Genomic DNA, 26042 nt, shown 5'->3' with positions numbered 1-26042 from the left:
ACTCAGAACTTCGCGGGCCAGTTGCGCTCCGCAAAATCCAGCTGGCGGATGCACGACTTGTCGTCGAGGATCTCGCACGCCGATCGGCACACCGCGCGCTCGCAGTTGATCCCGTTCTGGGTCGACGCCGGGAGGCACGTCAGGGTCTTCACCTGATTCGCGTTCGCGTTCGTCTTGCGGTCGTTGGTGCTCAGCAGGAACTTCATGTGGTCGCAGCGCCCCTGGGCGATTCGCTTCTCGGCTTCGAGCGAATCGTTCTTCGGAGCGGAGCTCGGTGCAGCAGGTGCACCGGCGTCTTTCGCGCCCTTCGGCGGCACTGTGGGTTTGGCCGCGCTGGCCGAAGCACTCGGCGCGGCGCTTGGCGACGGAGCGGATGACGCGCTGGGCACCGGGGTGGTCATGCCCGGCGCGACGTTGCTCGGCGACATCGACGGCGGCGGCGCTGGCTCGACGTTGCTCGCGACCGGTGCGGTCGGGTGCGGCGTGAGCTTCGTGTACGCGACGTACCCTCCGCCTCCGAGGAAGAGCAGACCGACGACCGCGCCGGCCATCGCGAACACGACCGCGCTACCGCCGCTCTTTGCCGTCTGGGCCGAGGGCTCTTGCCAGGAACGTTGCGTGTCGTTGGGCGGCAGCGAGCCTGGCGGCGGCGCCGAGACGATCGGCGCAACCGGAAACCCCGAAGGTCCCATCGGCGGTTGGCCCGAAGGCATGGGGCTGACGGGGTGCTGCACGAGCGGAAACGGCGCGCCCGTCGTGCGAACGCTTCCGCTGTCCACTGTGGGCGCGGTGGCCATCGACTGCGGACCACGGATCAGTTGCGCGTCGGTCGGAGCGAACGAGGCCTCCGAACGGGCGATGCGCACGGCCAGCATCGCTGCGCGTCGTCCACGCTCGGAGGCGAACGGCACGAGTGCCTCGGCGAGCTCCACGACGTCGCGGAAGCGCCCCGCCGGGTCTTTGTTCATGCAGCGGTAAATCACCGCCTCGAGCGCCGGCGGAGCCGCAGGACGACGCATGCGGAGCGGCGTCGGCGGATCCATCGCAATCATCGCGCACAGCGCGGACGCCGTCGGCGCGTCGAACACGGGGGATGCGGTGAGCAGCTCGAACAGAATCGCGCCGAGCGCCCAGATGTCGGTCCGGTGGTCGACGTTCTTCAGGCTCCGAACCTGCTCGGGGGACATATAGAGCGGCGTCCCCATCACGGTGTCGGTGGCCGTGAGGCTCTGCACGTCGGCCGATTGCGCCTTCGAAATGCCGAAGTCGAGAATCTTCACGCACGGCGTTCCGTCCGGCCGCTGCGTGACGAAGAGGTTCTGTGGCTTGAGGTCGCGATGCACGACGCCCAGGCGATGAGCCTCGGCGAGCGCCGCGCAGGCCTCGAGCACGTGGTCGACCGCTTCGTCGATCGGAAGCCCACCGCGCGACGCGACGAGGTCTCCGAGCTCCACGCCCTTCAGGAGCTCCATCGCGATGTAGGAAACGCCGTCGGGGAGCGTTGCCACTTCGAACACGCGAACGACGTGCTCGCTCTGGATCGATGCGGCCGTGCGTGCTTCGCGCAGGAATCGTGCGCCCGCCCCATCGCGAGCGGCTCTCTCCGGCGAGAGCAGCTTGATCGCCACCGGCCGACCGAGCGTGGTGTCGACGGCGGCCATGACGATGCCCATGCCGCCCGTACCGATCGTGGCCTCGATGCGGTACTTGCCGGCCACGACGTCCCCGGGTCGCGGAAGACCGCGGGCGCTCGACGGCAACGAAGAAGGCATCATCGACGCCGAATCATAGCTCTACTTGGCGGAGACTCCGAACTTCGCGGGAAGACCGCTCCGATCGCGCTTTTCTCAGTGCCCGGCGTCGCCTTGGGCTCCGGCATCGCTCGTACCGGCATCGGACGTGCCCGCTTGGTCGGCCCCCTTGCCCGCGCCCGCCCCGCCGTCGCCCTTCGTCCAGGAATCGTTCGAGAGCGCCCCCAACGATTGGAGCCACTCGGCGATGTGCTGACGCGAGTTGCCGTCGAGGCGCGTGTGCCAGTTGCTCACCGGCAGACCGAGCTTGTCCTGTTGGTCAGGGAAGAAGGTGTAGTTCGAATTGACGCCGACGATCTTCATCTTCCCGTCTTCGTCCCGATAGAGCGGGCCCCCGGAATCACCGGGACAGATGCCCGCTTGTTGGCGGTACGAGGCGGGGCCATAGGTGAGGGCGTAGTTGCCCGCCGCGATCTCGTGCTCCTTGTCGTTCTCGATCGGGCTTCCGGGGTGATCGAGGAGCTGAGGAGGCGCGATTTCCCCAATCGCGTAGGCGAGCGTCGGGTTCGGGCGGTCGTCGCGGACGAGAACGCCCTTCGTGCAACCGAAACCGATGATGACGACCTTGGTCTTCGGCACGAGCTCCGTCGTATCGATCTCCGCCGAGGGCACGTACTCGATGTCGTCTTCGAGCTCGATGAGGGCGATGTCCGCCGCGTCCATGAGCGCAGTCACCGAGGATGCCGCGCAATACTGCGCTTCGCACGCGGTGACCCACGAGGGGTGGACGTGGACTTCCTTGACCTTGTGCTCGGCGAATCCGTTCACCGGATCGCGGCTCACGGAGATCGTCGAGCCGTTCGCGAACCTCACCGACGCCATCGCGGGGTCGAAGACGCAATGCGCGGCGGTGAGGATCTTCTTGGGCGCGACCTTCGCCGCCGTGCACCCGGTCTTCAAGTACAGATTCGAGGGGAATTGCGCGGTGGTCGCCACCTGACCGCCGATGAGCGCGCCGTTGTCGGACGTTGCATCGTCTTCGTCGTGGGCGGCGCAAGCACCGGCCAGAACGCCGATGCTTGCGGGGATCAACAAGGTGGCGAGGAGAGCGCGCATGGCACTTTCACCCGTGCGAAGGAGGATCACTCGCGGACGAGATTACCGTTCTCGTCGACTTCTTCGTGAGCTTCCGACGAGTCTCCGACCATTCCTTCGGCCGCGAGCTGGTCATCCGCCACCGCCTCTTCGACGGGCTGGGCATCGCCGGCACCCGGCGGACGCGGAAGCTGCGTGAATTCGCCACGCTGGTAGGCGCCGCGCATCGAGGCGTGCGCCTCCATGAACTCCGTGAGCTCCTTGTACGTGACGCACTTGACCTCGGGCTGGTGGCAGACGCGCTGCGCGAACGCCTGCATCGCCTCCCAGTACGCACCGCCGTTCCACCTCGAGAAGTGGTGGCCGATGTGCACCGGCGCGCGGTTGCCGAAGTAGTTGCTCTGGAAGTACGTCATGTACGTATCCAGCATCTCCTTCTTGAACGCGTCCTTCATGGCCGGCTTCGAGACGCCCGCGGACTGCGTGTAGTAGAAGTTGTAGTCCATCGAGAGCGTCTTCTTGCCCTGGTTCGCTCCCGAGGCGATGCGGATCTGGGCGAGCGGGAAGTTCCAGATGCCGTTGATCTTCTCCGGCCAGTAGTTCGTCGCGCTCGTCTTGCTCGTGTCGTACGCGAAGTGGTTCTTCGCGAGCGTCTTGTAGAGTCCGGGGCCCTGGCCGAGGAGCGGCGCGCGGAAGCCGATGACGTCCTTGGGGCCGAAGCCGATGTCGAGGTTCGGCGCGCCTCCGTTGGCGGCGGACTTGAAGATCAGATCGTTGAACTGCGCGAACTCCGAGTCCCAGTCCTCCTCGGTCCACTTCGTGCCGTCGTAGTGGCCGTTCGCGTGCGACGCCATCTCGTGGCCTTCGCCGCGCGCGTTGATGACCTGCTGGACGCGAAGCGGGATGTTCGCCGTGGCGCCGCCGAAGCCGATGTCCGACGCGCCCGCGTTGTGGTGGGGAGCGTGGTACATCGTCTTCTTCGCGTCCGGGAGGAAGTACGGACCGCTCATGAAGTACGTGAGCTTCACGTTGGTGCTCTTGGCGAACGCACGCGACTCCTCCCAGAAGTCGAGGTTCAGCGAGCCGTCGAACGCGAGGAGCACGAACTGCGGGGGGCGCTCGCTGACGGCCGAGGCGGAGGACGGCGTTCCCTCTTCCTCGCTGGGGGCGGCACAACCGACCGCGCTCGACGCGACGATCGCGAGGGTAGCTACGGCGAGCGAACCGAGACCGAAAAGGCGACGAAGGGACATGGCAACCTGACCTGGCTGTTGGAGGGAGGGTCCGGCGATGCCGGGCTGAGCTCTCCCTCAGCACCCTGTGTGCCAGTGTAGGCCGCTTCGTAATTGCCGGTAATTGCTCGTGTCAGCGGTTTCGACCATGGTCCATGGACGATCCGGTGATCCATCGGTTTGGCCACCCCCCTCCCCACCAGGCAAGAAAGATCGGAGCGGGCGACGGTGGCGACGGCGCTACATCGCGTTGGATGTGATGTCGCCCTGGGCAGCGGCACGCTCGGTGGGAAGAACACGCGCGTGCACGAGGTGCATGACGAGGAAGGCGACGAGCGCGCCAAGGAAGGGCGCAACGAGATAGATCCAGACGTCCTGCGTGGCCCCCGAGACGATGGCCGGCGCGAGCGACCGCGCGGGGTTCATCGATGCGCCGCTGATCGGACGCGAAAAGAGGCTGCACAGAGCCACGGCCCCGCCCGAAGCGAGGGCGGCGCTCGCGCCGATGCTCCGATGCTGCGTGGCCGTTCCCAGGATCACCGAAACGAGGATGGCGGTGAGAACGACTTCGATCCCGAACGCGCGCGCCGCTCCGAATCCAGGCAGCGTCGTACCGAGGTTGGCGACGTTGCCGAACCACACGTGAAGGAGAGCAATCCCGAGGAAGGCTCCCACGAGCTGCGCTGCCCAATACTGAAGAACCCGCTTCCACGGAAAGACGCCTCGCACCGCGAAGGCGAAGGTCACGGCGGGATTGAAGTGCGCGCCGGAGACATCACCGACCGCGTAGATCATGCCCATCACGAGAAGGCCTGTGGCGACGGATCGCGCCGGTGCGGTGACCTCACGGCTGAGCGCGCCGATGACGGCTCCGCCGCAGTCAACCGTGACAAGGAGGAACGTTCCGAACACCTCGGCGACCAAACGCCGAAGCTGGAGCATGGGGCTCCCCGCCCTTGGGTCGGCGTGCAGGTCGACGGCCGGAAGAACGCTAGTTGGCGTCCGCTTCGCAGGCCAGTGAGCGTGCGGAAGGGTGTGCGGAAGATGGTCGGTTCGCGTTGTCACGGGCGCCTCGCCCTTCTCGATGCACCCCGCGTGCGCAGGCGACTTCGAACGACGTAAGCCGATGGGTGGGAACCGACAGGTCCTTCAGCGCACGAAACGGACGATGGCCTCGGCCGTGAAAGAGGCCTGATCGCGCTGCGGGGAATGCCCACACTTCGGAATCAGCATGGTCTCGACGGGCCCCGAAACGCCCTTGGCGATGGCATCGACCTGCGCGCGCGTGCCGTACGGATCCTCTTCGCCTTGGAGGACCATCACCGGCACCTCGATGCTCGGCAAGAAGCCCTCGAGGTTCCACGAACGGAACGCGGGATCGAGCCACGCGCGATTCCAGCCCCAGAACGCGACGTCTGCGTTCGCGTGGTATTTCGCGAGCCGAGCGCGGAGATCGCCCTGTTCGTAGGCTCGCTTCGCCTCGGCGATGCTGGTGACCGACACGTCTTCGACGAACACGTGAGGGGCCAGCGTCACGACCTTCTTCACGCGGCCCTTCGAGGTCGCGGCATGAATCAAGGCAATCGAACCGCCATCACTGTGACCGACGAGGATGGCGGAACGAATGCCCGCGACGTCGAGCAAACGTGGGAGCTCTTCACGCGCCTCGTCGTGCATGTACGAAAGCGGTCTCGGCAGGGAGACAGGATCCGAACCGCCGTAGCCAAGCCGGCTGTAGACGAGCGCGCCGAGGCCCGTTCGTTCGGCGATCGTCGCAGGGAAGTCACGCCACTGGACGGCACAGCCCAGCCCCACGTGCAAGAAGACCAGCGTGGGGTTCTCCCCCGTCGGATCGGGCGGAGGCCCGCTCCAGAAGTGCTCGATACGCCCCGAGGGCAGAGTGAAACAGCGAAGGTCGGGGATCACGGATCACGTCTCGCGGGCAACGCGCAGCTTGTAGCGCTGGATCTTGCCGGTGGCCGTCTTGGGCAGCTCGGACAGGAACACGACCCAGCGTGGATACTTGTAAGGCGCAAGATTTCCTTTGACGAACGCCTTGAGCTCGGCTTCGAGCTCCGGCGAGCCTTCGCGACCGCCCTTCAGTACGACGAAGGCGCGCGGTTTGACGAGACCGTCGGCATCGGCATCGCCGACGACGGCAGCCTCGAGCACCGCATCGTGGGCCGCCAAGGCGCTCTCGACCTCGAAAGGAGAGACCCAGATGCCGCCGACCTTGAGCATGTCGTCCGCGCGGCCGGCATAGGTGTAGTAGCCGTCGGCGTCGCGAACGTAGCGATCGCCGGTGCGCGTCCACGGGCCGTGGAAGGTGGAGAGGCTTCGCTCGCGCTGGTTCCAGTAGGCTACGCAGCACGACGGCCCTCGAACCCAAAGCGAGCCCTCTTCGCCCGTCGCCACCGGCTGATCGGCGTCGTCCACGAGCTTGACGTCGTAGCCAGGGACCGGCTTGCCGGACGTGCCATAGCGAACATCGCCGTGCCGATTCGACAAGAAGATGTGGAGCATCTCGGTCGAACCGATGCCGTCGAGGATGTCGCTGCCGAACCGAGCGCGCCACTTCTCGCCCACGTGTTTGGGCAGCGCTTCGCCCGCCGAAATGCTCGCGCGGAGGCGCGGAGAGCCGCCTTCCTCCGCGAGCGACGCGTCGGCGAGAATCGCGGCGAAGAGCGTGGGCACGCCGCAAAAGATGGTCGGGCAGTGAGCCCTCAGAACACGCATGACCACGGCGGGCGTGGGCCGTTCGGCGAGCAAGATCGCCGTGGCTCCCACGTGCAGCGGGAACGTCATGGCGTTACCGAGGCCGTAGGCGAAGAACAGCTTTGCCGCCGAGAACACCACGTCGCCCGGCCTCACGCCGAGAACGGCGGTGCCATAGAGCGCGGCGGTGTGCACGAGATGGGCGTGGAGGTGCACCGCGCCTTTGGGGCGCCCGGTCGAACCGGACGAGTAGAGCCAGAACGCCACGTCGTCGGACGTGGTCGGCGCGACTTCCTGCATCGGAGCGCTCGTCTCGAGCAGGGCGTCGAGAGGCGGATGCTCCCCCGCCGGGCCGCCGAGCGGCGAACGGACCACCACGATACGCGGTGGCGAGGAGAGGCGCGCGACGGGCGCTTCCATCTTCGGCAGAAGCGCGTCGCTGACGAAGACGAGACGCGCGCGGCTGTCTTCGAGCATGAAAGCGTAGTCGTCGATCGTGAGCAGCGTGTTGATCGGCACGGCCACCGCGCCCGTTCGGAGAATGCCGAAGAAGAGCGCCGGGAAATCCGCGGTGTCGAGGAGGCAGAGCAGCACCCGTTGCTCGGCCTCGATGCCGAAGGAGCGGACGAGCGCGGCGCATCGGGCAGAACGGTCGGCGAGTGCGCGGTATGTCGTCGGGCCGCTATCGTCGATGAAGGCGACGCGATCGGCGCGTCCTTCGACGAGATGCCGATCGACGAAATCGATCGCCGCGTTGTAGCGGCGCGGAAGGCTCACTTTGGGCGGGGAATGCTCGAGATCGACCTTCGAGTACGCTTCCACGCAGTGAAGATAGCAGCCTGAAACAAGGCCTCCCGGGCCGCGCCGACGAAAGGAAGGGCGCACGACACGAACGCGCGCCGACCATGTCGGCAAATGTGGCCGCGTCGCGAGGCCAAGCCCGAGACGAAGCGCGGGACGAAGGCGAGACGGCGGCGAGATGAAACAAAGAGGCCCGGGCGCGAGCTTCTTCGACCATCGCCTCGACATGCACGGCCGCTCTTGCTCTACGCTGAGGAAATTCGTGATGCTCGCCGGTCCTGCCCAAGAAGCGCTCAGCGCGCTCAGCAAAGCCATCTCCAGTCACCCCGAGCTCGAGCAGGCGCTGCGCCTGCGATGGCGGGCGGCCAATCGCGCCGATCACGCCGAGAGCGAGCTCTCCGCCGAACTGCGTGGTCATGCGGACGAGCTCGGCAAGGCGTTGATCGAGCTGACGCAATCGGCCGATGCCATCGGCGAGCTCGGTAAGCTCTTTGCCGAACCGGCCGGCGAAGTCCTGCTCTCGTGGTGCTTCGCCAACACGTGGCGGCGCGACGTACGCATGGCGCCGCTGCTCTCGTTCGCCGCCGCGCAGCCCGCCTATCGCGCTCGGGTTCCGTCGATTGCGCACGAACGCGTCGTCGAAGGACCACTGCGTGATGCTCTCGGATGTGCCGTGCTCATCGGCGACGGCACGCAGCTCTCCTTGCCCGAGAACGCGGAGACGCGCGCTCGCCTGGAGATCCTGATCTGGGAAGCCGGCGCGAGCGCGCTCGAGGTTCCGCATCTCGGCAAATGGCTTTGGGGCTCGCGCGCCACGTTCGAGGCGATGGTCGGCGAGCCGGCGCACGGAACGCTGCGTGGTCGCGTGCTCGCGGCACGATGCCTCGAGGTAAGCGCCTCGGGCATGCCGCCGACGACGCATCCCGAGCTCGTCGGCCGCACGCTGCAGGTGCTCCAGCCGCTTCTTCTCCATCCGGAGCCTCTGGTCTGGGTGCACGCGGCTCGTGCCCTCGGAAGGCTCACCGGGCCGGTCGAGCAACTCGAAGGCACGCTGCTCGACTGGGTGCAGGGCGAGTCGATCACGCTTCGCCAGCGCGCCCTCACGGCGTTCGCCTCGCTGCCCGCCGAACGCCTGAACTTCCTCCTGGCAAGCCAGCTCTCGAGCATCATCGACGCGCCGTACGAGCAGGGCTGGGAGCTCGCGGCGGTCGCGGCGGCAACGCCTTATCTCTTCTTCGAGCGTCGCGCGTTCTGGGATCGCCTCACGGCGCGCATCCTGCGGGGTGACGGCAAGGAGATCGCGGCGCGTGCGCTGGCACGCGGTCTCGCGAGCCTGTGGCGGCGGGGCGAGCAGAGCGCCGACATCGAGCACACGCTTCGAGCGCTGCGCGAGATGGGCCGATCGGGCCGTGCGGGAACACTCGACGAAGCGCGCCGATGGATCGAAGTCATCGCCGCCACCGACGCGCTCGAGGGCGCCGAGCGTGATCCGCTCGACCTGGAGGCGGGCATCGAAAACCTCATGCGCATCGCCGCGCAGTACGACGACGAAGAGGCGGATGCTCGTGCGGCGCGCTTCGCGATCTCGGTCGCGCCCACGTTCCACGAAGCAAGGCGCATCGCGCTCGGCGCGGGAAGAATGCGCCCGCGTGCGGCGGCCATCAATGCGCTCGAAGGCTGTGCGCGCGCCGTTGCCTTGCGGCTGTGGGGTCCGCTCCTCGCCACGCGACCGGCCGGTGAACCGGTCGAGGAACCCAATCTCGAAGAGACCTGGAAGACGATCGCGAGCGCGCCGGCGGAGATCCTCGACCTCGTCAAAGAGCGACGCAGCCAGGGCACCGAGCACGACGCCGATCTCCCTCTCGAAGTGCTCGCGCTTCGACTCGGCGGCTACGCCCTCGATGCATGCGGCGAAGACGGAACGCTCGGCCCGGGTCGCGGCCCCACGGCCCACGATACGTGCCTCTGGCTGCGGAAGCTCGAAGGCCTGGCCGATGGCTCGCGCGATCTTCCGGCGCCGCTCAAGAATGCACTGAGCGCGCTCTTCTGGCGTCTCGTCGACACCACGCGCGGCACAGCGCTCGGCGAGGTCGACGACGTGCGCTGGCTCGGGCCGTTCGCCGCATGGTGGGCGCTCGTCATCGATCGCCCGGCGATGCTCCAGCAGCTCGCAACGGCCCTTCCGATGATGGCGGAGGGCGCACTGCAGCAGTGCTGCGAGCGAGCGGAAGCCCTTCGCACCGCGGTTTCGCTCGGCCTTGCCGACGGCGAATGGGGTCCTTCGGCAGCCGAGGCGCTCGCGTCGCTGCACGCGGACGACACCGAGCTCGCCCACGCCCTCTCCGACTTCGCGCATGCGCTCGAGACGTTCGGGAGCGCCGCAGGCAACAAGACCGATCTCGAGGCCATGTGTCTCGAGCTCGTGCTCGCCGGCGATCGTCTCCACGCCGCGCTCGCAAACCCGGTCAAGGCGCTCCACGCGGCTTCGGCCGAGACGCTCGCTGCCGATTCACTCGCACGCAGCGCCACCGAGAACGCGCCGCGCGTCGCAGGCCTCGTCGCACGAGCGGTTCGTTCACGTGATCCCTCGACGCTCGACGTGTGGTTCGCTTCGCTCGGTCCGGTGACGTCGGCCTTGCTCGAGTCGGCCATTCGTTCGGCCATCAAGCGCACGCCTCCTCCCCCGCCGGCGCCGAAGAAGGAGCCGAAGCTCGTCGAGGGCTACGAGCTCGTCAAACCGCTCGGTGAAGGCGGCATCGGCAGCGTGTGGCTGGTGCGCAAGCCCGGGGCCGATCGCTACTTCGTCCTCAAGATCCCGAAGGCCGATGCGCTGCAGAATGCCAGCGACACCGAGCGCGCCGGCATTCTCGCGTCGTTCGTCGAGGAAGCGCGGGCGCTCGCAGGTCTCTATCACCCGAACGTCGCGAACATCATCGACCGCGGCGTGTCGAGCGGTGTGCCCTTTCTCGTCCTCGAGTACCTGATCGGCGCCGACTTGAAGCAGTACGCATCGGCACGACCGATGACGCTCTTCGAGCTCCGGCAGGTCGTCCTCGAATCGTGCGCAGGCCTCGCCGCACTCCACGGCGCAGGCCTCGTGCACCGAGACATCAAGCCCGCGAACATCTGGCTGCGCCTTCCGCTGCCCGGCGGCGAGCGCTTCGATCCCGATCGTCACCGCGATCCGGCACGTGCGCAGCCTCTCGCGACCGTCGTCATCGACTTCGGCATGGTGCGCGCCGTTCGTGTCCCGGCCGAAGTCGGCGGGCGGTTCGTCGCCGGCACGGCGGGCTACATCGCTCCCGAGCAGGTCCTCGACCCGGTGGAGCTCGATCCCCGCTCGGACGTCTATGCGCTCGCCGGCACGATCTACAACGTCACGACGGGCCGCTCGTTCTTCGACGACATCGACAGCGCGCGCGACCGCATCATCGCGCACATGAAGCGTGATCCGTTCGAAGACACCGAGCGCCTTCGTACCTATCCCGCGTCGATCGCCAAGTTGCTCCGTGCAGCGACGGCCCGCGAGCCGAGTGATCGCCCCTCCCCGCTCGAGTTCGGGCGCGAATTCGCGAACTCGATCTGATACGCACCACGCATGACCTCGTTGCAGCGGCCCGTCGTGCGCGGACTCAATCACGTCACCCTCGCGGTGGCCGATCTCGAGCGCTCGCTGGCCTTCTATCGCGACGTTCTCGGTCTCCGCGTGCGCGCGCATTGGCCCGAGGGGGCGTACCTCGATGCGGGCGGACTATGGCTTTGCCTCTCCGTCGACGACGCCGCCCGAACAGAGCCACATCCGGACTACACCCACGTCGCGTTCGACGTCGCGGCCGAGGACTTCGATAGCCTCGCCGGCACCATCAGCGCCTCTTCGCGCAGCTGGAAAGAGAATCGCAGCGAAGGTCTCTCGCTCTATTTCCTCGACCCCGACGGCCACAAGCTCGAACTCCACGTGGGCAGTCTCGAGTCTCGCCTCGCGCACTATCGCGCCAATCCAAAGGCCGATCGGGTGCTCATCGACGATCGCGACTGAGCTACGGAACTCATCGAGATCTACGGCGCGTTCGTCGGCGCCGGCGTCGAACCGACGCGCTAGGACGGCTTCTTCTTCGCGGTCTTCTTCGCAGCCTTCCTCGTGACCTTTGCAGCCGCGACGGGCGCGGGTTCGATGACGGCATCTTCCACGAGGTAGCGCATGATGAGGTCGACGACCTCGTTCGTCAGCGTCTCTGCGTCGAGGCCCACGGGGCGCTCGAGAAGCTGACCGAGCATCACGGCACGCACGGCCTGGAAGATGACGAAGGCCGCGGCCTCGACGTTCGGCCGGCGAATCGCCGTGCGCGACGCGTTCAGGAAGTGCCGAATGATGGCGATGACACGAATGTCGAACGCTTCGACCTGATCGGACTTCATCACGCGAAGTCCTTCGACGGTCAGAACGCGGTGCAGCGCTGGGCTTTCGGAATACAACTTCGCGAGCCCACGCACGACCGCCGTGACCGTCTCGCGCGGAGCGAGCGTGAGATTGTCGTGGGAGAGGACGCCGCCCATCATCTCGAGCGCGCGGGAGAACTCGCGCTCCTGCAAAGCGTCGAGGATCGCATCGCGGTGCGAGAAGTACTGGTAGAGCGTGCCGACGCTCACACCGGCCACCGTGGCGATCCGCGTGGTCGTTGCCGCCTCCAAACCATCCTGTTCCAAAATCCGAACAGTGGACTCCAAGATCGCGTTCACGGTGACCTGCGCACGCGCTTGGCGAGGCGGTTTTCTCGAGGGAATCGTGCTGGGGCGGGCCATGTCGATTTTTCCGAAAGTTTCCTGAGAAATTCTCGAACGAATCGCGAGCGATTCATGAAACCAATGCGAATGGACGGACCGGTCGCCGCAGCCGATACTCTCGCTCGCTGGAACGACGCGAACGGGTGAGAAGTACATCACCGTCCGACCCCGGCAAGGAGAAATCGATGCTTCCCCGCGTCCGTGCGGACTACCGCGCGCTGCTCTGGGTATTCGTCCTCATGCCCCTTTTCGCGGTCGCGCAATACGTGCGCCCGGGGCTCGCGGGGTGGCTACTGCCGTTCTCGATGTATCTCGCTTATTCGGCGGGCGTGCTCGCGCACAACCACAACCACGCCCCGGTGTTCTGGAACAAGCGCGCCAACGCAGTCTATTCGTCGGCGCTCTCGTTCTTCTACGGATACCCGACGTTCGCGTGGATCCCGACGCACAACGAGAACCATCATCGGTTCTTGAACGGGCCGGAAGACGCCACCAGCACCGAGCGTCATACGTCGCGCAACACCGCGTGGGCCGCCTTCTCGTTCTTCTTCGCCTCGTCGCGCTGGCAAGCGCCGCTCATCAAGCGCTTCCTCCGCCGCGCGAAGGCTCGCAGCAAGAAGGCCTATGCCTGGCTGCTCGCGCAATACGTCGTCGTGTTCGGCGGCCATCTCGCAGCCTTCGCGCTCGCGATTCACATGCACGGCGTGAAGCTCGGAACGTTCGTCTACCTCTCGGCGCTGGGCATCCCCGCGGCTGGTGCGCTCTGGGGGCTGATGTTCACGAACTACGTGCAGCACATCGACTGCGACACCGGCTCGGAGTGGAATCACTCGCGCAACTTCGTCTCGCCGTGGATGAACTTCTTCGTCTTCGACAACGGGTTCCACACGATCCATCACATGAAGGCAGGCCTTCACTGGAGCCGCGCGCGTGAAGCGCACCGCGCCATCGAGGCGAACATCGATCCGCGTCTGAACGAGCAGTCGATCTTCGGCTACTGCGCGAAGGTCTATCTCCTCGGCGAGCAGACGGATCTGCTGCGCGAGCTCAGGTCGTAGGACGCGCGGCGACGACGTCGCGATCTTCACGCGCGAGGACCAGGCCTTCCTTCGCGAGCCTCACGAGCAGTGGGCCGAGGAAGATGCCCCAACCGCCGAACGCGGCGAGGCCTCCGAACATCGACAAGAGAAGGGTGAACGTCGACAACTCCAGCTTGCCGAACCGCGCGAAGACGGGGCGCAGCACGTTGTCGATGGTGCCGATCGCGAAGACTCCGATGGCGGCCATGATGGCCGCCTTCGTCATTTGTCCTGCCAGAGCCAGACCCGCGGCGACGGGCACCCAGACGAGCGCCGTGCCGATCGACGGTAGAATCGACGCCACACACGTGAGCAGGCCGAGCACGAGAGCGCGCGGAACGCCGAGCACGACGTAGGCGAGCGTGGCCACGATGCCTTGTGAGAGCCCCGTGAGGCCGATGCCCACGAAGAGCCCTCGCCCCGTCTCGTCGAAGGCAGAGGCGAGACGACGCGTGTGACTGGCGTCGAGCGGCGAATGGTCGACGAACCACGCTCGTCGCGTCGGTCCGTCGACGAGGAAGACGTAGACCGCATAGAGAAAGACGAAGACCCAGACGACGCCGGCCGCCGCTGCGCTCGCTACGCCCGAAGCCACGTGCGCAGCTTGCATCCCGTGCTGTTGCACGAGCGCGACGATCTTTTGCGGCGAGCGAAAGACGTCGAAGACCTGTCCTTCTTCTTCGGATTTGCCACCGGCAGCAATGGCGACGAGAGCCTTCTTGGCGTCGTCCGACTGCATCACGGAGCGGACGAGCCCGATCGCGCTCTTCGACAGCATCACGATGACGCTCGCCATCGGCGCCAAGATCAGAAGGACCATGGCGACCAAGAGCCCGCTCGCCGCCGCGCTCCCCTTGATCTTGTGCGCAATCTTCGTGTGAAGAGGACGCACGAGCTCGGCCACCCAAGCGCCAAGCACGAGCGGCGTCCAGAGTGGCACGAACGTCAGAGCGGCTGCAGCGACGAGCGCGAAGACGATCGCACGTAGCGCGGTGATTTCCCGATTCGCGGGCAGGATCGCCATGAGTGGCTCCTGCGCATTTCCTGCACGGTTCGCGCCGTTCACTCCGCCGCGGCGGCGTGTCCTCGTTCCTCGAGGTTGTCGAGGTTCGAGAGCTCGGCCTCGCCAGTCTCCTCCCGCGAGCGGCCCTTCGGCATCTTGCTCTGGACCCACATCGCCGCGTCGGTGAAGAGCGAGAACATGACCGGCGTGGCGAGGAGCGTGAGTACGAGCGAGAGCGCCTGACCACCGACGACGATACCGCTCATCGCCTGGTTGAAGCCTGCGCCGATGCCCTTCGAGACGACGAGGGGAACCATGCCGGCGACGAACGCGAGCGAGGTCATGAGGATGGGGCGGAGGCGGTCCTTGTTCGCCTCGAGAATCGCCTCGAGCCGCGGCTTGCCTTCGCGAAGCAGCTGCATGGTGTGGTCGATCTGGAGAACCGCGTTCTTCTGGACGACGCCGAAGAGAACGAGGAGGCCGAGCATCGAGAACATGTTGATCGACTGCCCGAAGATGAGCAGCGAGATGAACCCGAACGGCACCGTGAGCGGCAGGGCGAGCAAGATGATGAACGGGTTCAGCCACGACTCGAACTGCGCGGCGAGAATCAGGTACATGAAGACGAAGGACATGCCGAAGGCGAGGCCGAAGGCGGCAGCCATCTTTCCGGACTCCTTCGAGATGCCGAGCGGCAAGAGGCGATAGCCCGCCGGCATGTTCGTCTTGTCGGCAATCGCGACGAGCGACTGGCCGACGGCGTTGTCACCGACGTCGGGCGTCGAGTTTGCCGAGATGGTGATCTGGCGACCACGTGCGAGACGTTCGATCTTCGACGGACCGGTGGCGTTGCTCAGCTTCACGACGGCCGAGAGCGGCACGCTTCCTACCTTCGACGACGGCACCGAGAGGAGCTGCAACGTGTCCGGATCGGTGCGGAAGTTCTCGTCGGCGCGAGCGCGAATGTCGTACTGCTGGCCGTCTTCGGAATACGTCGAGACCTTGAGGCCGCCGACGAAGAGCTGCAAGGCCGAGGCCACGTCGGCGACCTCGACACCGAGGTCGGAGGCCCGATCGCGATCGATGCTCACGCGGATCTCGGGCTTGCCGACGATGAGCGTGTTGTCGACGTCGACGGCGCCCTTCGTGTTGCGCAGCTCGTCGGTGATCGTGGTGGCGATGCGCGAGAGCTCGTCGAGGTTCGGCCCCGTCACGGCGTACATGACGTTGGCCTGAACGCCGCCGCCCGCGCTGAAGTCGGGGACCTCGGCGACCGTCACACGGAGCTCCTTCGGCAGCTTGCCGACGATCTCGGTGCGCGTGCGGTTCATCAGCTGCTCCTGCGTGACCTCGCGCTCGTGCGGGTCGGTGAGGAGCACGCGAATCGTCGCGAGGTTCTGCGTCTTCTGCTCGTCGTCGCCGATGGTGATGAGCGTGTGCGTGACGCCGGGATAGCGCTTGATGTCCTGCGCCACGCGCTCGGCGATGAGCTGCGTCTCGGCAACGCTCGTGCCCTCCGGCGCGCGGAGGCTCATCTGGTATTGCGCCTTGTCGTTGGCAGGGAGGAACCCGCCGCCGAGACGCTTGGCCACCGGGCCCATCGAGAAGAGCGCGGCGAAGCAAGCGATCACGACGACCCAGCGATGCTTCATCGAGAAGCGGAGCGCCGTCATGTACACGCGTTCGATCGGACCGTAGAGGCCGTCGCCGAGGCGCTGGATGATGTTCGGCTTCGCGCCGTGCTCGTGGCCCTTCAGCCAGCGCGCGCCGAGCATCGGGGTGATCGAGAAGGAGACGAGGAGTGACACGCCGATGGCGCTCGCCATCGTGAGACCGAAGCTCTTGAGGAACTTGCCGATGATGCCGCCCATGAACGCGATCGGCACGAAGACCGCGATGAGGGCGAGCGTGGTGGAGAGAACGGCGAGGCCGATCTCCTTGGTGGCGAGCACCGCGGCGGGGAACGGCTTGTACCCGCGGCGCTCGATGAAGCTCATGATGTTCTCGATGACGACGATGGCGTCGTCGATGACGAGACCGACGGCGAGCGCCAGCGCGAGCAGTGTGAGGAAGTTCAGCGTGAAGCCGAACGCGTACATGACGGCGAACGTGCCGATGATCGAGATCGGAATCGCCATCGCCGCGATGAGCGTGCTTCGACCGCTGCCGAGGAACACGAGAACGATGACGGCGGCGAGCGCGGCGCCGAGCACGAGGTGCTCGAGAACGGCGTGCGTCGACGTTCGGATGACGCCCGAGTTGTCGTAGACGATGTCGAGCGACACGCCCGGCGGAAGCGTCTTTCGGACCTCGTCGAGGCGCGCCAGGACGGTGTCGACCACCTCGACGGTGTTCTTGCCCGACTGCTTCTTGATCTGGAGAACGACGGTGGGCTCGTCGTCGTACTGAGCGGCGCTCTCCTGCTTCTCGGAACCGTCCTCGACGCGACCGAGGTCGGCGACGCGAACGGGGCGACCATCTTTCTGCTTGACGACGATGCGGCCGACCTCGTCGACCGAACCGACGCGCCCGGCGACGCGGAGCGTGATGTCCTTGGGGCCGGTTTCGACGCTGCCGCCGGGAACGTTGAGGTTCTGCGTGGCGAGCGCGCGCTGCACGTCGAGCGCGGTGATGTCCTGTGAGCGTAGCGCGATGGGGTCGAGCAGAACGTTGATCTGGCGCTTGCGACCGCCGACGATCTTCACTTCGCCAACGCCGTCGATGCTCTCGATCTGGCGTCGTACGACCTTGTCGGCGAGCTCGGTGGTCTCGCGAATGGGCTGCTTGCTGCGAAGCGCCGCGAAGAGAATTGGCGAGGCACCGGGGTCGACTTTGCTGATGACCGGCTGATCGATGCCCTTCGGAAGGTCGGGCATGACCTGGTTGACCTTGTCGCGCACGTCCTGCGCCGCCACGTCGACCGGCTTCTCGATGGCGAAGGTGATGACGACGATCGAGACGCCTTCGCTGGAGGTCGAGCGGAGCTCGTCGATGCCGCTGATCGTGTTGACCGCGCCCTCGATCTTGTCGGTGACGTCGCTCTCGATTTCCTGGGCGCTCGAGCCGGGAAGCGTGGTCGTGACGACGACGATCGGGAGGTCGACGTTCGGGAACTGATCGAGACCGAGCTTGCCGTATGCGACGCCGCCAAGGACGACGAGCAAGAGCATGAGCACGGTCGCGAAGACCGGGCGCTGGATACAGACGCGCGCAAGCCACTGCATGGAAGGAACCTTTCGGAAACCGGACTACTTGGTGCGCTGGCCGTTCTTCAGGCCGTCGCCCGGGGCGAGCACGATGGCTTCACCCTCCGAAACGCCACGGAGCGCGACGACCTCTTCGCCAAAGCTCTCGCCCGTCTGCACGATGCGCTGCTCGATCTTGCCGTCGACGACGACGAACGCCGTGGCCTTGCCGTCACGCGTGACGAGCGACTTCTTCGGCACGATCGCGGCCTTCTCTTCGCCCTGCTGGAGGCGCACGGAGGCGAACATGCCCGGCCGGAGAAGGCTCTCGGCATTGTCCACCGTAGCTTCGGCAACCACGTCGCGCGTGCTCGCACGAACCGCCGCGCCGACGTACTTCACCGAGCCGGTGAAGACCTTGTCGGGGTAGCCACCAACCGTGAACGAGACGGGCGCGTCTTTGCGCGCGCTTCCGATGTGCGTCTCCGGAACCGTGAGCTCGAGCCTGAGCGAGTCGAGGTCGACGAGCGTGACGACCTTCGAGTTCGGCATCACGAATTCGCCCACGTCGACGTAACGCTCGGCCACGAAGCCCGCGAACGGTGCGCGGATCACGCCGTCGCCGACATTCTGCGCGGCCAGGTTCGAGCGAGCGATGGCCGCCGAGACCTGGTAGTCCGTCGTACGGCACTGCGCGTCCATGCGGTCGAACTCCGCCTGCGAGATCGATCCCGACTGCACGAGCGCCTTCGCGCGCTCGCAATCCGTCTTCGCCGACTTCGCCTGCTGTGCGGCCGTGTCGGCGTTCGCACGCGCTTCCGCCGCCGAGAGCGCCGCTGCGCGGACGTCGAGCGTGGCGAGGACATCGCCCGCCTTCACCTTGGCGCCGCGTTCAACCTTGGTCGCAAGCACCTTTCCGCTCGCGTTCGCTGCGAGATCCGTCTCGCGCGCACTCTTCAGCTGACCGGTCACGAGCAGGTACTTCGGCACCATGCGCGCCGTGACGTTCTGCGTATCGACGTGGACCGCCGGAGCGGCCGCGGAATCGGGCGCGGGTTCGGCCGAACGAGCCGTCTTGCACGCCGAGATCGACCCTCCCAACACGACGATTGAGGCAAGCGCGAACGCAGTTTTCATCGAAAATCTCTCGGTTCCGTCGACGGACATTGCAACACGACGTTGCGATGCCTGCTCTGTGCCGGAGGTTTCGAGAAAAAGCAACGAGTCGTTGCAATGTTGCAATACGGCTCGGCCGACGTGGACTCCGTCCAGCAAGCTGGACTCCGTGCACTCCGTGTCAATTTGCCCGGCGCACGCTATGCTGCTGCCGTCGATGCAAAGGCTGGCTACGCCACGAAAGACGGCTCGGAAGACGACAGGGGCGGCGACGTCATCACCTCCCTCTGCTCCGTCTGCTCCGTCCGGAACCTCGCCCAGCGCCGAGCGCGGGCTCGGTAAGCAGATCCGTGGCGAGCGCCTGGTCGACAACGTGCTCGAAGCCACACTCGAGGAGCTCGCGCGCGTCGGGTACGGCGCGTTCTCGATGGAAACCGTCGCGGAACGCGCCGGAGTCCACAAGACGTCGGTGTATCGGCGGTGGCCTACAAAAGCCGACCTGACCGGCGCGGCGCTCCAGCGCGAGGCGGACAGCACGCTCTGTTTCCCCGATACTGGCTCGATCCGTTCGGACGTCGTATCGATGATGCGGGAGTTCCGAAACATCCTTGCAACGCATCGAGGTCAGAGCCTCGTGCGGATGATGCTCGCCGAAGGACCGAGCCCGGAGCTCGCGGCGCTCGTCGACTCGCTCCGCAAGAAGAAGGAGAAGGAGCCAAAGCAGGCGCTCGCCCGCGCGGTCGCCCAAGGCGAGCTTCCCGCGGGCACGGACATCGAGCTCGTCCTCTGCACGCTCATCGGTGCGCTGCAGAACCTGTACTTCGTCCATCACGAGCTCCCGACCGACCGACGCATCGAGCAGATGGTCAATCTGGTCTTCGACGGCGCCTGCAGCGGCGGCGGCTGCCGCGTCCGCGCGGCCAAGTAAGATTCGAACCACGCATACGAGCTCGGCTCCGGCGAGAATTCCCCGCTGAAGCCGAGCGTCGTCCGTTCACGATCCGTCGGTCGATTCGGCGTCGGTCGTCGCGTCGCCTCCACCACCGTCGGTCGTCGCGTCGGCGCCGGCATCGCTCGCGCCGTCGGCCCCTGCATCCCCACCGCCGTCGGTGCCGGAATCGGTCTCGCCGCCACCGTCCGCGCCAGCGTCAGGAGCGGCGACTTCGAGGAACAACTCGCCGAGCAGGTCGGATTCGATCTGCAGCCCCGCCGCCGGCGCCACGTCGAGCACGTGGCCACCTGCCGTGTGATCGTCGGAGACGAAGTGCAGGTGGTACCCCGTCTGATTGGTCGTCCCCAAGTAGGCAGGCAGACGGAAGCCGACGAGCGTGCCCGTGATGTTCGTGTACGTGAACTCGATCTGGGTCGCGGTTGCTCGCTCGAGCGTTGGAAACGGCATGTTCTGCTTCTGGGGTGCACGCGTGCGAATCGAGGCCATCGTGCCGTGCAAAACGGAACGCCAGCATCTGCTGTTGATTGGGCAGGAGCTTGTCGAGTGACGCCTTGAGGGCCGAGAAGTCGCCGAGGCCCGCATCGCTCGTCGCGCTCGACGTCGCGGCGAACTTCGTGACGGCCGCGAACAGCAGCACCGGTCATGCCACGGGAGACCTTGCGACCGAGGAGCGCGCGCCTCGTGCGGCTCGTGTGACGCCGCGTCGATCGCGCTGCTACTGTCCGCCGCCATGACGTCGCTTCTCGAACCGCTCGTGTTTCGGACAGGACTCGCCTCGCGCAATCGAATTGCGCTCGCTCCGATGACCAACAAGCAGAGCCACGACGACGGCACGATCTCCAACGACGAACACGATTGGCTCGTGTCGCGCGCGGCAGGAGGCTTTGGTGTCGTCATGACCTGCGCCGCGCACGTGGCAAAGGACGGCCAGGGATGGCCCGGCGAGCTGGGCGTCTTCGACGACAGCCACCTTCCCGGCCTCGAAACGCTCACGCACGCGCTGCGCGGGCACGGCGCGATGTCGATGATCCAACTCTTCCACGGCGGCATGCGAGCCGACACCTCGGTGAACGGCGCGATCCCTTGGAGTGCGAGCGAAGGCGACGGCTTCCGCGCGGCGACCGAAGAGGACTACGAGCGCATCGTTCGCCAGTTCGCCGAAGCCGCCGAGCGCGCACGCAAAGCGGGCTTCGACGGCATCGAGCTCCACGGCGCCCACGGCTATCTCCTGACGCAGCACCTCAGCACGACTCAGAACCGGCGCACCGATCGCTGGGGTGGCTCGCTCGAGAATCGCGCGCGCCTCGTGCGTGACCTCATGCGTGCCGTACGCGCGAAGGTGGGTAACGCCTTCACGGTCGGCGTTCGACTCTCGCCCGAGGACTTCGGCAACGCCGTTGGACTCGACCTCGACGAGAGCGTGCAGACGGCCCGCTGGCTCGCCGACGACGGCGCCGACTTCATCCACGTCTCGCTCTGGCGCTCACACGAGACCACGAAGAAGCGTCCCGACCAGCATGCCCTCCCAATTTTCCGTGCGGCGCTCCCGAGCGACGTGAAAATCCTCGTCGCGGGAGCGATCTGGACACGCGACGAGGCCGAACGGCTGCTCGCCTTGGGCGCCGACGGCGTCGCGCTCGGCCGTTCGGCGATCGTGAATCCCGACTGGCCAATGCGCATCGCGGAGACGGCGTGGGATCCGAAGCGGCCGCCCGTCACGATCGAGGAGCTCCGCGCGCGCGGCCTCGGACCACGCTTTGCAGAGTACATGCGTGGCTGGAAGGGCTTCGTCGCCTGATTCGAACGCCGTCGACCTGACGATGTCGAGTCGACAAAAACGAGCGAGGCGACTTCCCGAAGGAAGCCGCCTCGTCGTGGTTCACTGATTCGAGTTACGAATCACTCGTTGCCGCCACCACCGAGCGGACCACCGCCGAAGATGTTGCCAACCTGACGCATGCCGTCGAGGAGGCCGATGTAACGACGGAGCACCTGCGCCTGGTCCGCCCCACCATTCGCCTTGACCGTCGGCTGACCGTTGGTGAGCTTCAGCTCGAGCTCACCGTCCGCGTTGACGAGACCGGTGTTCTCGTACGCGTTGCCGAGGAGCTCGTTCGCTCGCTGCAGCATGCGCGAAGCGACGCCGAGCTCGACCGCACCGCGACCCGGGATGTTCTCCGTGCCGAAGCGCGTCGCGACGTAGCGGTAGCCGGTGGTCGGGTCGACGAAGCTCATACGCTTGCCGGCAACCGGCATCGGGCCCGCGTCACCTTCGAGGCGGATGCGCATCTTGGTGGCGAGGGTCATGTCGGTGCTGAAGCGCGAGTAGAGCATCGCGTAGATGCCGGTTCCGAGCTCGTTCTGGTAGCCCATGTTCGGGAAGACGATGCCCTTGTTGCCGGCCGGACGGACGAGCTTCGAGGGATCACGATCCACGAGGCTGAACACCGACGTCGTGACGCCGTCTGCGTTCATCGAGGGCGCGATGGTCTCCCAGTCCTCGGAGAGGATGGCACCGACGAAGCGGTCGACGGCGTGCGGGAGGTCCGTGCGGAACGAGATGTACGGGTCGCGGCCGTCGAGGGCGTTGTCACGCGAGACCGTCGAGAGGGTCGGACGCGAGTCGACCATTTCGATGAGTGCGCGGACCTTCTCCTCGTCGAAGCCAGCGTGGCGGACGTAGCTGTTGTAGTCCCAGCTACCGCCGCGGCTGTTGTCGAAGTCGACCTGGACGAAGCGACCGTCCACGATGCCGAGCTGACCGATCGGCGCCTTGGACGTGGCCTCTTGCTCGGTCAGGAGGTCGAAGACCGTCTGCGCGCCGGGGCGCGTCGAGGTGCGACGTCCGGTATCCGCACCGGGACCGTAGGTCCCAGGCTCCGGCATGAGGAGAATGCGCTGGAGGAAGTTGAACATCTCGGCGTTCGCCATGACGTCCGGACGCTGCTGGTCATCGTCCTCGAGTCCGGAGGGATCCGAGCGGCCGATGTCCGTGGCCGTGTTCCAGTGGTACGCGCGGATGCGGGAGAGCGTGTTGTTCGCGATGCCGTCCGGGATGTTCCACCACGCGAACTCCTTGTTCTGGCGGCGGAAGTAGGCCCAGGGGTACGTCGCCTCGAAACGACGCTGGACGTTCATCGTGATTTCGTAGACGTCGGCACCGCTGTCGAACATCTTGGCGTGGATGTAGCCACCGCGGCTGTAGTCCTCGCCGTAGCGGAACGGCCAGCGGATCAGCTTCCCGCCGGTCTCGTCGACACCCGACCAGCGGACGCCGTCGACACCAATCGACGTCGACTGCTTGCCGATGGTGAAGGAGATCGGACCGGAGATCATGTCCTCGTACGCGAGGTGGTTCTTCGGCGGCGGCGCGCAAACCTTGCCGTGCACGATGCGCCACTTCGCAGCAGCCTTTTCCTCGTCGGTCGCTGCGCGACAGTCACGTGCCGGGTCGAAGACCTTCGCGGTCGTCGCCGTGCGCGTGTAGTGCATGCCGTAGCCCTTCTTCGGGTCGAGGACGAGGTCGCTCGAGATGCCCTGCGACAGCATCTTGAGCGCGAAGAACTGCTGGTCCTGCGGCTTGACCTGGTCCGAGTCGAACGTCTGAAGCGAGCGGCCGTAGAGGGTCTCCATCGCGTGGAGGTCGTACGTACCGGCGCCGACCGTCTCGCCGAAGCGCTCGATCTGGTACTCCATCGTCGAGGTGTTGGCGAAGTACTCGATGCCGGGGCGGGGCTCACTGGCCACACCCTGCTCGTCGTCGGTGTACGGGTCGAGGTAGCGCGGACCCATGCAGGTGTCCTCGCCGCCGTTGCGCGCCGCCGTGCACTTGGCCGTCGACTGGCCTTCGTTCGTGCGGAGCTGCCAGTACTGGGGCGCGTAGTTCATCGCGTCCCACGAGCTCGAGAAGTTGTGACGGAGACCGAGCGAGTGGCCGATCTCGTGGAAGGCGATGCCCTTGATCGATTCGCGGAGAAGGTCCTGGTAGATCTTCAGACCGCGCTCGTTCTTGTCGAGGTCGCCGTAGAGGTCCTTGTAGTACGGAGCAAGCGACGCCTGGTAGATCGTGCCGGCGCCCGCGGCCTGCGTCGGGTCGCTGAAGCAGATGCCGCGGCTGCCGAGGTACATCTGGTACTGGTCGAGCAGCGTCTGGATCTTCGTGTTGTCCATCGACGCGAACGTGCTGAGCGCGTTGTAGACGTCGGTGGACTTGTCCGCCGACTGCGCAACGAGCTTGAGCAGGCCGCGGTTCGCGATGGCCGACTTGAACTCGCTCGAGTCGAGCTTGCCGATGAGATTCGCAACCGTCTGATCCGCCGCCACGATGCTCGCCGTCTGGGGCGAGCTGATGGAGCGGAGCTTCGCGGCCTTGAGCTGACGATCCGCGGCGGAGAGCGCGTTGTTCGCCGGCGTCTCGCCGACAGCCGCCTGGATGTCGGCGAAGTTGACGTTCTTGACGAGGTTCGCGATCTCCTCGTCCGTCTTCGCCTTCGCCATGCCGTCGACGATCTTGCCGTTCTTCACGAGGCCGGCGTAACGCGACGCCTGGTTGCCCTGCATGATGTCGTCGACCGCGATGTCACCGAGCGCGAGCTGGATGATGTCGCGCTGCTGAGCGGCAGCCATCGTGGCCGAGCGCATCATGATCGTCGCCGTGACGCCGAGCATTTCGCCGGTGAGCGGGTCACCGCCGATGGTGGCGACGCCGCCGTACGGAGCGCGCGAGGCGTAGGGCCAGTAGATCGCGTAGTTCTTGCGGATGTCGCCGAGACGGATGGTCTCGCCGGGCTTGCCGCAGAGTTCGAGATCGTAGGCGCGAACGGGGTTGTGGCAGGTCGCGACGACCGGCTTGCCGTTGTCGACCTTCTGTTCCTTGACCTTGTTGATGCCCCAGCCGCCGAAGGCGACCATGTCCGTGCCGTCGTCGAAGAACTGCGCGTGGCAGGTGGCGCGGTCGCCGTCGCCGGTGCGGCGGCACTCGACCTCGCGACGCGTCGCAACAGCCTGCTTGAGGAGCTGGTTCCAGGTGACCGTGTTCTCCTCGATCGCACCCGGGGTCGTGATCTTCTTGCCGTCGCTGCTGACAGCGTCGGTGAGATCCTGCGGAGCGTCGATGTTGAGCCAGTAGGCGTTCGTCTTCACCGGACGGTCGCGCACGGGGATCGTGCACTTGCCGATGTGAACGTCACACTGCGAGCCCTTCGAGCCCTTGTAGTGCGTGACGGTGTTGTCACACACGTCCGCCGTGCCGTCCTTGTCGTCGTCCGTGTTGTCGTGACAGGCCACCTGCTGGTGACTCTTCTCCCAGACGTTGTGGATGGCGTAGAACGTCTTGGTCTGCGCATCCGTGTAGCCGTACTGGGGGTCCCAGGCGGTGATCGGCGGACCACCGTATTCGCGGTTCATGCTGTTGCCGGCGTTGCCCCAGTTGCCGACGATGTCGCGCTGGGCCTTCGACTCTTCGAAGGGCTCGAAGTCTTCGTTGCCCGTGAGGCGGACGTACGAAGCGCGAACCTTCACTTCGGTCGGCGTACAGTCGAACGACGTGGAGCCGTTGAAGTAGCCGATGAGGACACACTCGGAGATACCGAAGCCCGCCATCGGCTCGGACTTGAGCTGGTACTTGTTCGTGATGTCGAAGTAGCCGGTGTCCGTCTCGAAGTGCGGAGCATCGACGTCGTCGGGGTTCGTCGCCGAGTACTCGACCGCGGTCACGCTCGTGTCCTGGCCGAAGATCCAGCTCGTGTCACCGCTGGTGCTCTCGGCCTCGTTCTTGGACCAGTCGACGCGCATGTACTCGCGCTCGTTCCAAGGACGGTCCGACGAGTTTTCGACGATGACGTTCGTCTGCTCGCCGGTCGACGAGTTGTAATCGCGGCGGATGTCGAAGTGGCTCAGGATCTTGTAAGCCGCAACGATCGTTCCGTTCGGACCGCTGGGGAACTCCCACTGGCCAGGCGAAACTTCCTTCCGGGGAAGGCCGCGGTCGTCGGCGCCGGGGGACTCCTGGTAGGCGCGGCGCGCGAAGAGCATGTTCTCGGTGACTTCCCACCGGATACGCTCGACGGCCGAAGCTCCACCGATGGTGCCCGCATAGCTGTCCGTGTTTGCGGCGCTATCGATGTTGTACGTCTTCGTCCGGAATTCCGGGTCGTCCTTGTAGTCCTGGAGGTTCTCTCCAAGGAAGAAGGACTTCGGAAGTGCGTTAGGCTGTACGCGGTTGATCGGATCGCGCTCAGCCGCGCAACCGACCGCCAGCCCAGAGCCGCCCGAGACTCCGATGACGAGCGCTATGAGTCCAATTCTACCCGACCAGTTCGATCGCATAATC

The 26042-nt window shown here is 66.1% G+C and carries 18 protein-coding genes; 6 read left to right on the top strand and 12 right to left on the bottom strand.

The window, feature by feature from the left end; all coding sequences use genetic code 11:
- Window positions 1–2: 2 nt before the first annotated feature.
- The 6 genes from AKJ09_RS21590 to AKJ09_RS21565 all read right to left on the bottom strand — a co-directional run bounded on the left by AKJ09_RS21590 (window position 3) and on the right by AKJ09_RS21565 (window position 7615).
- Complete coding sequence (locus tag AKJ09_RS21590) at window positions 3–1775, bottom strand: serine/threonine-protein kinase (RefSeq protein ID WP_146649099.1); 1773 nt, start codon at window positions 1773–1775, stop codon at window positions 3–5.
- Between the two features lie 72 nt (window positions 1776–1847).
- Entirely contained in the window at window positions 1848–2867 is a 1020-nt protein-coding gene (locus AKJ09_RS21585) for a S1 family peptidase (protein ID WP_146649098.1), read from the bottom strand.
- A gap of 26 nt (window positions 2868–2893) precedes the next feature.
- Complete coding sequence (locus tag AKJ09_RS21580; RefSeq protein WP_146649097.1) at window positions 2894–4099, bottom strand: polysaccharide deacetylase family protein; 1206 nt, start codon at window positions 4097–4099, stop codon at window positions 2894–2896.
- Between the two features lie 219 nt (window positions 4100–4318).
- Window positions 4319–5020 (bottom strand): MIP/aquaporin family protein, encoded by a 702-nt coding sequence (locus AKJ09_RS21575; protein ID WP_146649096.1) that lies wholly within the window; start codon window positions 5018–5020, stop codon window positions 4319–4321.
- Window positions 5021–5227: 207 nt separating this feature from the next.
- Window positions 5228–6004, bottom strand: coding sequence for an alpha/beta fold hydrolase (locus AKJ09_RS21570; protein ID WP_146649095.1), 777 nt, complete (start codon window positions 6002–6004; stop codon window positions 5228–5230).
- Window positions 6005–6007: 3 nt separating this feature from the next.
- Window positions 6008–7615 (bottom strand): benzoate-CoA ligase family protein, encoded by a 1608-nt coding sequence (locus AKJ09_RS21565; protein WP_205633760.1) that lies wholly within the window; start codon window positions 7613–7615, stop codon window positions 6008–6010.
- 157 nt (window positions 7616–7772) lie between these two features.
- On the opposite strand from AKJ09_RS21565, the gene AKJ09_RS21560 reads away from it, so the two are divergent.
- Window positions 7773–11180 carry a serine/threonine-protein kinase gene (locus AKJ09_RS21560; RefSeq protein WP_146649093.1) on the top strand — a complete coding sequence of 1136 codons (3408 nt, stop codon included), beginning with the start codon at window positions 7773–7775 and terminating at the stop codon, window positions 11178–11180.
- A 12-nt stretch (window positions 11181–11192) separates the two neighbouring features.
- Window positions 11193–11630: a fosfomycin resistance glutathione transferase gene (locus tag AKJ09_RS21555; protein ID WP_146649092.1), complete on the top strand. Its 438-nt coding sequence runs from the start codon at window positions 11193–11195 to the stop codon at window positions 11628–11630.
- A gap of 59 nt (window positions 11631–11689) precedes the next feature.
- Here the strand turns inward: AKJ09_RS21555 and AKJ09_RS21550 are convergent, their stop codons facing one another.
- Window positions 11690–12394 (bottom strand): TetR/AcrR family transcriptional regulator, encoded by a 705-nt coding sequence (locus AKJ09_RS21550; protein WP_169927728.1) that lies wholly within the window; start codon window positions 12392–12394, stop codon window positions 11690–11692.
- Window positions 12395–12561: 167 nt separating this feature from the next.
- Here AKJ09_RS21550 and AKJ09_RS21545 point away from each other — a divergent pair, with 167 nt between their 5' ends.
- Window positions 12562–13434 (top strand): fatty acid desaturase family protein, encoded by an 873-nt coding sequence (locus tag AKJ09_RS21545; protein ID WP_146649090.1) that lies wholly within the window; start codon window positions 12562–12564, stop codon window positions 13432–13434.
- Here the strand turns inward: AKJ09_RS21545 and AKJ09_RS21540 are convergent.
- From AKJ09_RS21540 to AKJ09_RS21530, 3 genes are read right to left on the bottom strand one after another with little or no spacing between them, the layout of a single operon-like run.
- Complete coding sequence (locus tag AKJ09_RS21540) at window positions 13424–14479, bottom strand: AI-2E family transporter (RefSeq protein WP_146649089.1); 1056 nt, start codon at window positions 14477–14479, stop codon at window positions 13424–13426. The two genes, AKJ09_RS21545 and AKJ09_RS21540, sit on opposite strands and share 11 nt — an antisense overlap.
- 38 nt (window positions 14480–14517) lie before the next feature.
- Window positions 14518–17682 (bottom strand): efflux RND transporter permease subunit, encoded by a 3165-nt coding sequence (locus tag AKJ09_RS21535; RefSeq protein ID WP_146649088.1) that lies wholly within the window; start codon window positions 17680–17682, stop codon window positions 14518–14520.
- A 24-nt stretch (window positions 17683–17706) separates the two neighbouring features.
- The gene (locus AKJ09_RS21530; protein ID WP_146649087.1) at window positions 17707–18780 is read right to left on the bottom strand and encodes an efflux RND transporter periplasmic adaptor subunit; all 1074 of its coding nucleotides are present in this window, start codon (window positions 18778–18780) and stop codon (window positions 17707–17709) included.
- A 196-nt stretch (window positions 18781–18976) separates the two neighbouring features.
- Here AKJ09_RS21530 and AKJ09_RS21525 point away from each other — a divergent pair, with 196 nt between their 5' ends.
- Window positions 18977–19687, top strand: coding sequence for a TetR/AcrR family transcriptional regulator (locus AKJ09_RS21525; protein WP_169927727.1), 711 nt, complete (start codon window positions 18977–18979; stop codon window positions 19685–19687).
- 66 nt (window positions 19688–19753) lie between these two features.
- On the opposite strand, the gene AKJ09_RS53175 is transcribed toward AKJ09_RS21525, so the two are convergent.
- The gene (locus tag AKJ09_RS53175) at window positions 19754–20197 is read right to left on the bottom strand and encodes an acetolactate decarboxylase (protein WP_169927726.1); all 444 of its coding nucleotides are present in this window, start codon (window positions 20195–20197) and stop codon (window positions 19754–19756) included.
- 65 nt (window positions 20198–20262) lie between these two features.
- Between AKJ09_RS53175 and AKJ09_RS53170 the strand changes: the two genes are divergently transcribed.
- Together AKJ09_RS53170 and AKJ09_RS21515 are read left to right on the top strand one after the other, a co-directional pair.
- Window positions 20263–20445, top strand: coding sequence for a hypothetical protein (locus AKJ09_RS53170; protein WP_169927725.1), 183 nt, complete (start codon window positions 20263–20265; stop codon window positions 20443–20445).
- The gene (locus AKJ09_RS21515; RefSeq protein ID WP_146649084.1) at window positions 20442–21509 is read left to right on the top strand and encodes an NADH:flavin oxidoreductase; all 1068 of its coding nucleotides are present in this window, start codon (window positions 20442–20444) and stop codon (window positions 21507–21509) included. The genes AKJ09_RS53170 and AKJ09_RS21515 overlap by 4 nt, the downstream gene beginning before the upstream one ends.
- A gap of 101 nt (window positions 21510–21610) precedes the next feature.
- Here the strand turns inward: AKJ09_RS21515 and AKJ09_RS21510 are convergent, their stop codons facing one another.
- Window positions 21611–26038 (bottom strand): zinc-dependent metalloprotease, encoded by a 4428-nt coding sequence (locus AKJ09_RS21510; protein WP_146649083.1) that lies wholly within the window; start codon window positions 26036–26038, stop codon window positions 21611–21613.
- Window positions 26039–26042 lie beyond the last annotated feature (4 nt).

This window comes from Labilithrix luteola (genome assembly GCF_001263205.1).
Classification (GTDB): domain Bacteria; phylum Myxococcota_A; class Polyangia; order Polyangiales; family Polyangiaceae; genus Labilithrix; species Labilithrix luteola.
This window is presented reverse-complemented; position numbering and strand designations above follow the sequence as displayed.

Coding starts and splice junctions, on each gene's coding strand:
- AKJ09_RS21575 (WP_146649096.1), bottom strand. CDS start 5,020: ATGCTCCAGCTTCGGCGTTTGGTCGCCGAGGTGTTCGGAACGTTCCTC.
- AKJ09_RS21535 (WP_146649088.1), bottom strand. CDS start 17,682: ATGCAGTGGCTTGCGCGCGTCTGTATCCAGCGCCCGGTCTTCGCGACC.
- AKJ09_RS21525 (WP_169927727.1), top strand. CDS start 18,977: ATGCAAAGGCTGGCTACGCCACGAAAGACGGCTCGGAAGACGACAGGG.
- AKJ09_RS21550 (WP_169927728.1), bottom strand. CDS start 12,394: ATGGCCCGCCCCAGCACGATTCCCTCGAGAAAACCGCCTCGCCAAGCG.
- AKJ09_RS21555 (WP_146649092.1), top strand. CDS start 11,193: ATGACCTCGTTGCAGCGGCCCGTCGTGCGCGGACTCAATCACGTCACC.
- AKJ09_RS21515 (WP_146649084.1), top strand. CDS start 20,442: ATGACGTCGCTTCTCGAACCGCTCGTGTTTCGGACAGGACTCGCCTCG.
- AKJ09_RS21580 (WP_146649097.1), bottom strand. CDS start 4,099: ATGTCCCTTCGTCGCCTTTTCGGTCTCGGTTCGCTCGCCGTAGCTACC.
- AKJ09_RS21545 (WP_146649090.1), top strand. CDS start 12,562: ATGCTTCCCCGCGTCCGTGCGGACTACCGCGCGCTGCTCTGGGTATTC.
- AKJ09_RS53175 (WP_169927726.1), bottom strand. CDS start 20,197: ATGGCCTCGATTCGCACGCGTGCACCCCAGAAGCAGAACATGCCGTTT.
- AKJ09_RS21560 (WP_146649093.1), top strand. CDS start 7,773: ATGAAACAAAGAGGCCCGGGCGCGAGCTTCTTCGACCATCGCCTCGAC.
- AKJ09_RS21510 (WP_146649083.1), bottom strand. CDS start 26,038: ATGCGATCGAACTGGTCGGGTAGAATTGGACTCATAGCGCTCGTCATC.
- AKJ09_RS21590 (WP_146649099.1), bottom strand. CDS start 1,775: ATGATGCCTTCTTCGTTGCCGTCGAGCGCCCGCGGTCTTCCGCGACCC.
- AKJ09_RS21530 (WP_146649087.1), bottom strand. CDS start 18,780: ATGAAAACTGCGTTCGCGCTTGCCTCAATCGTCGTGTTGGGAGGGTCG.
- AKJ09_RS21585 (WP_146649098.1), bottom strand. CDS start 2,867: ATGCGCGCTCTCCTCGCCACCTTGTTGATCCCCGCAAGCATCGGCGTT.
- AKJ09_RS21540 (WP_146649089.1), bottom strand. CDS start 14,479: ATGGCGATCCTGCCCGCGAATCGGGAAATCACCGCGCTACGTGCGATC.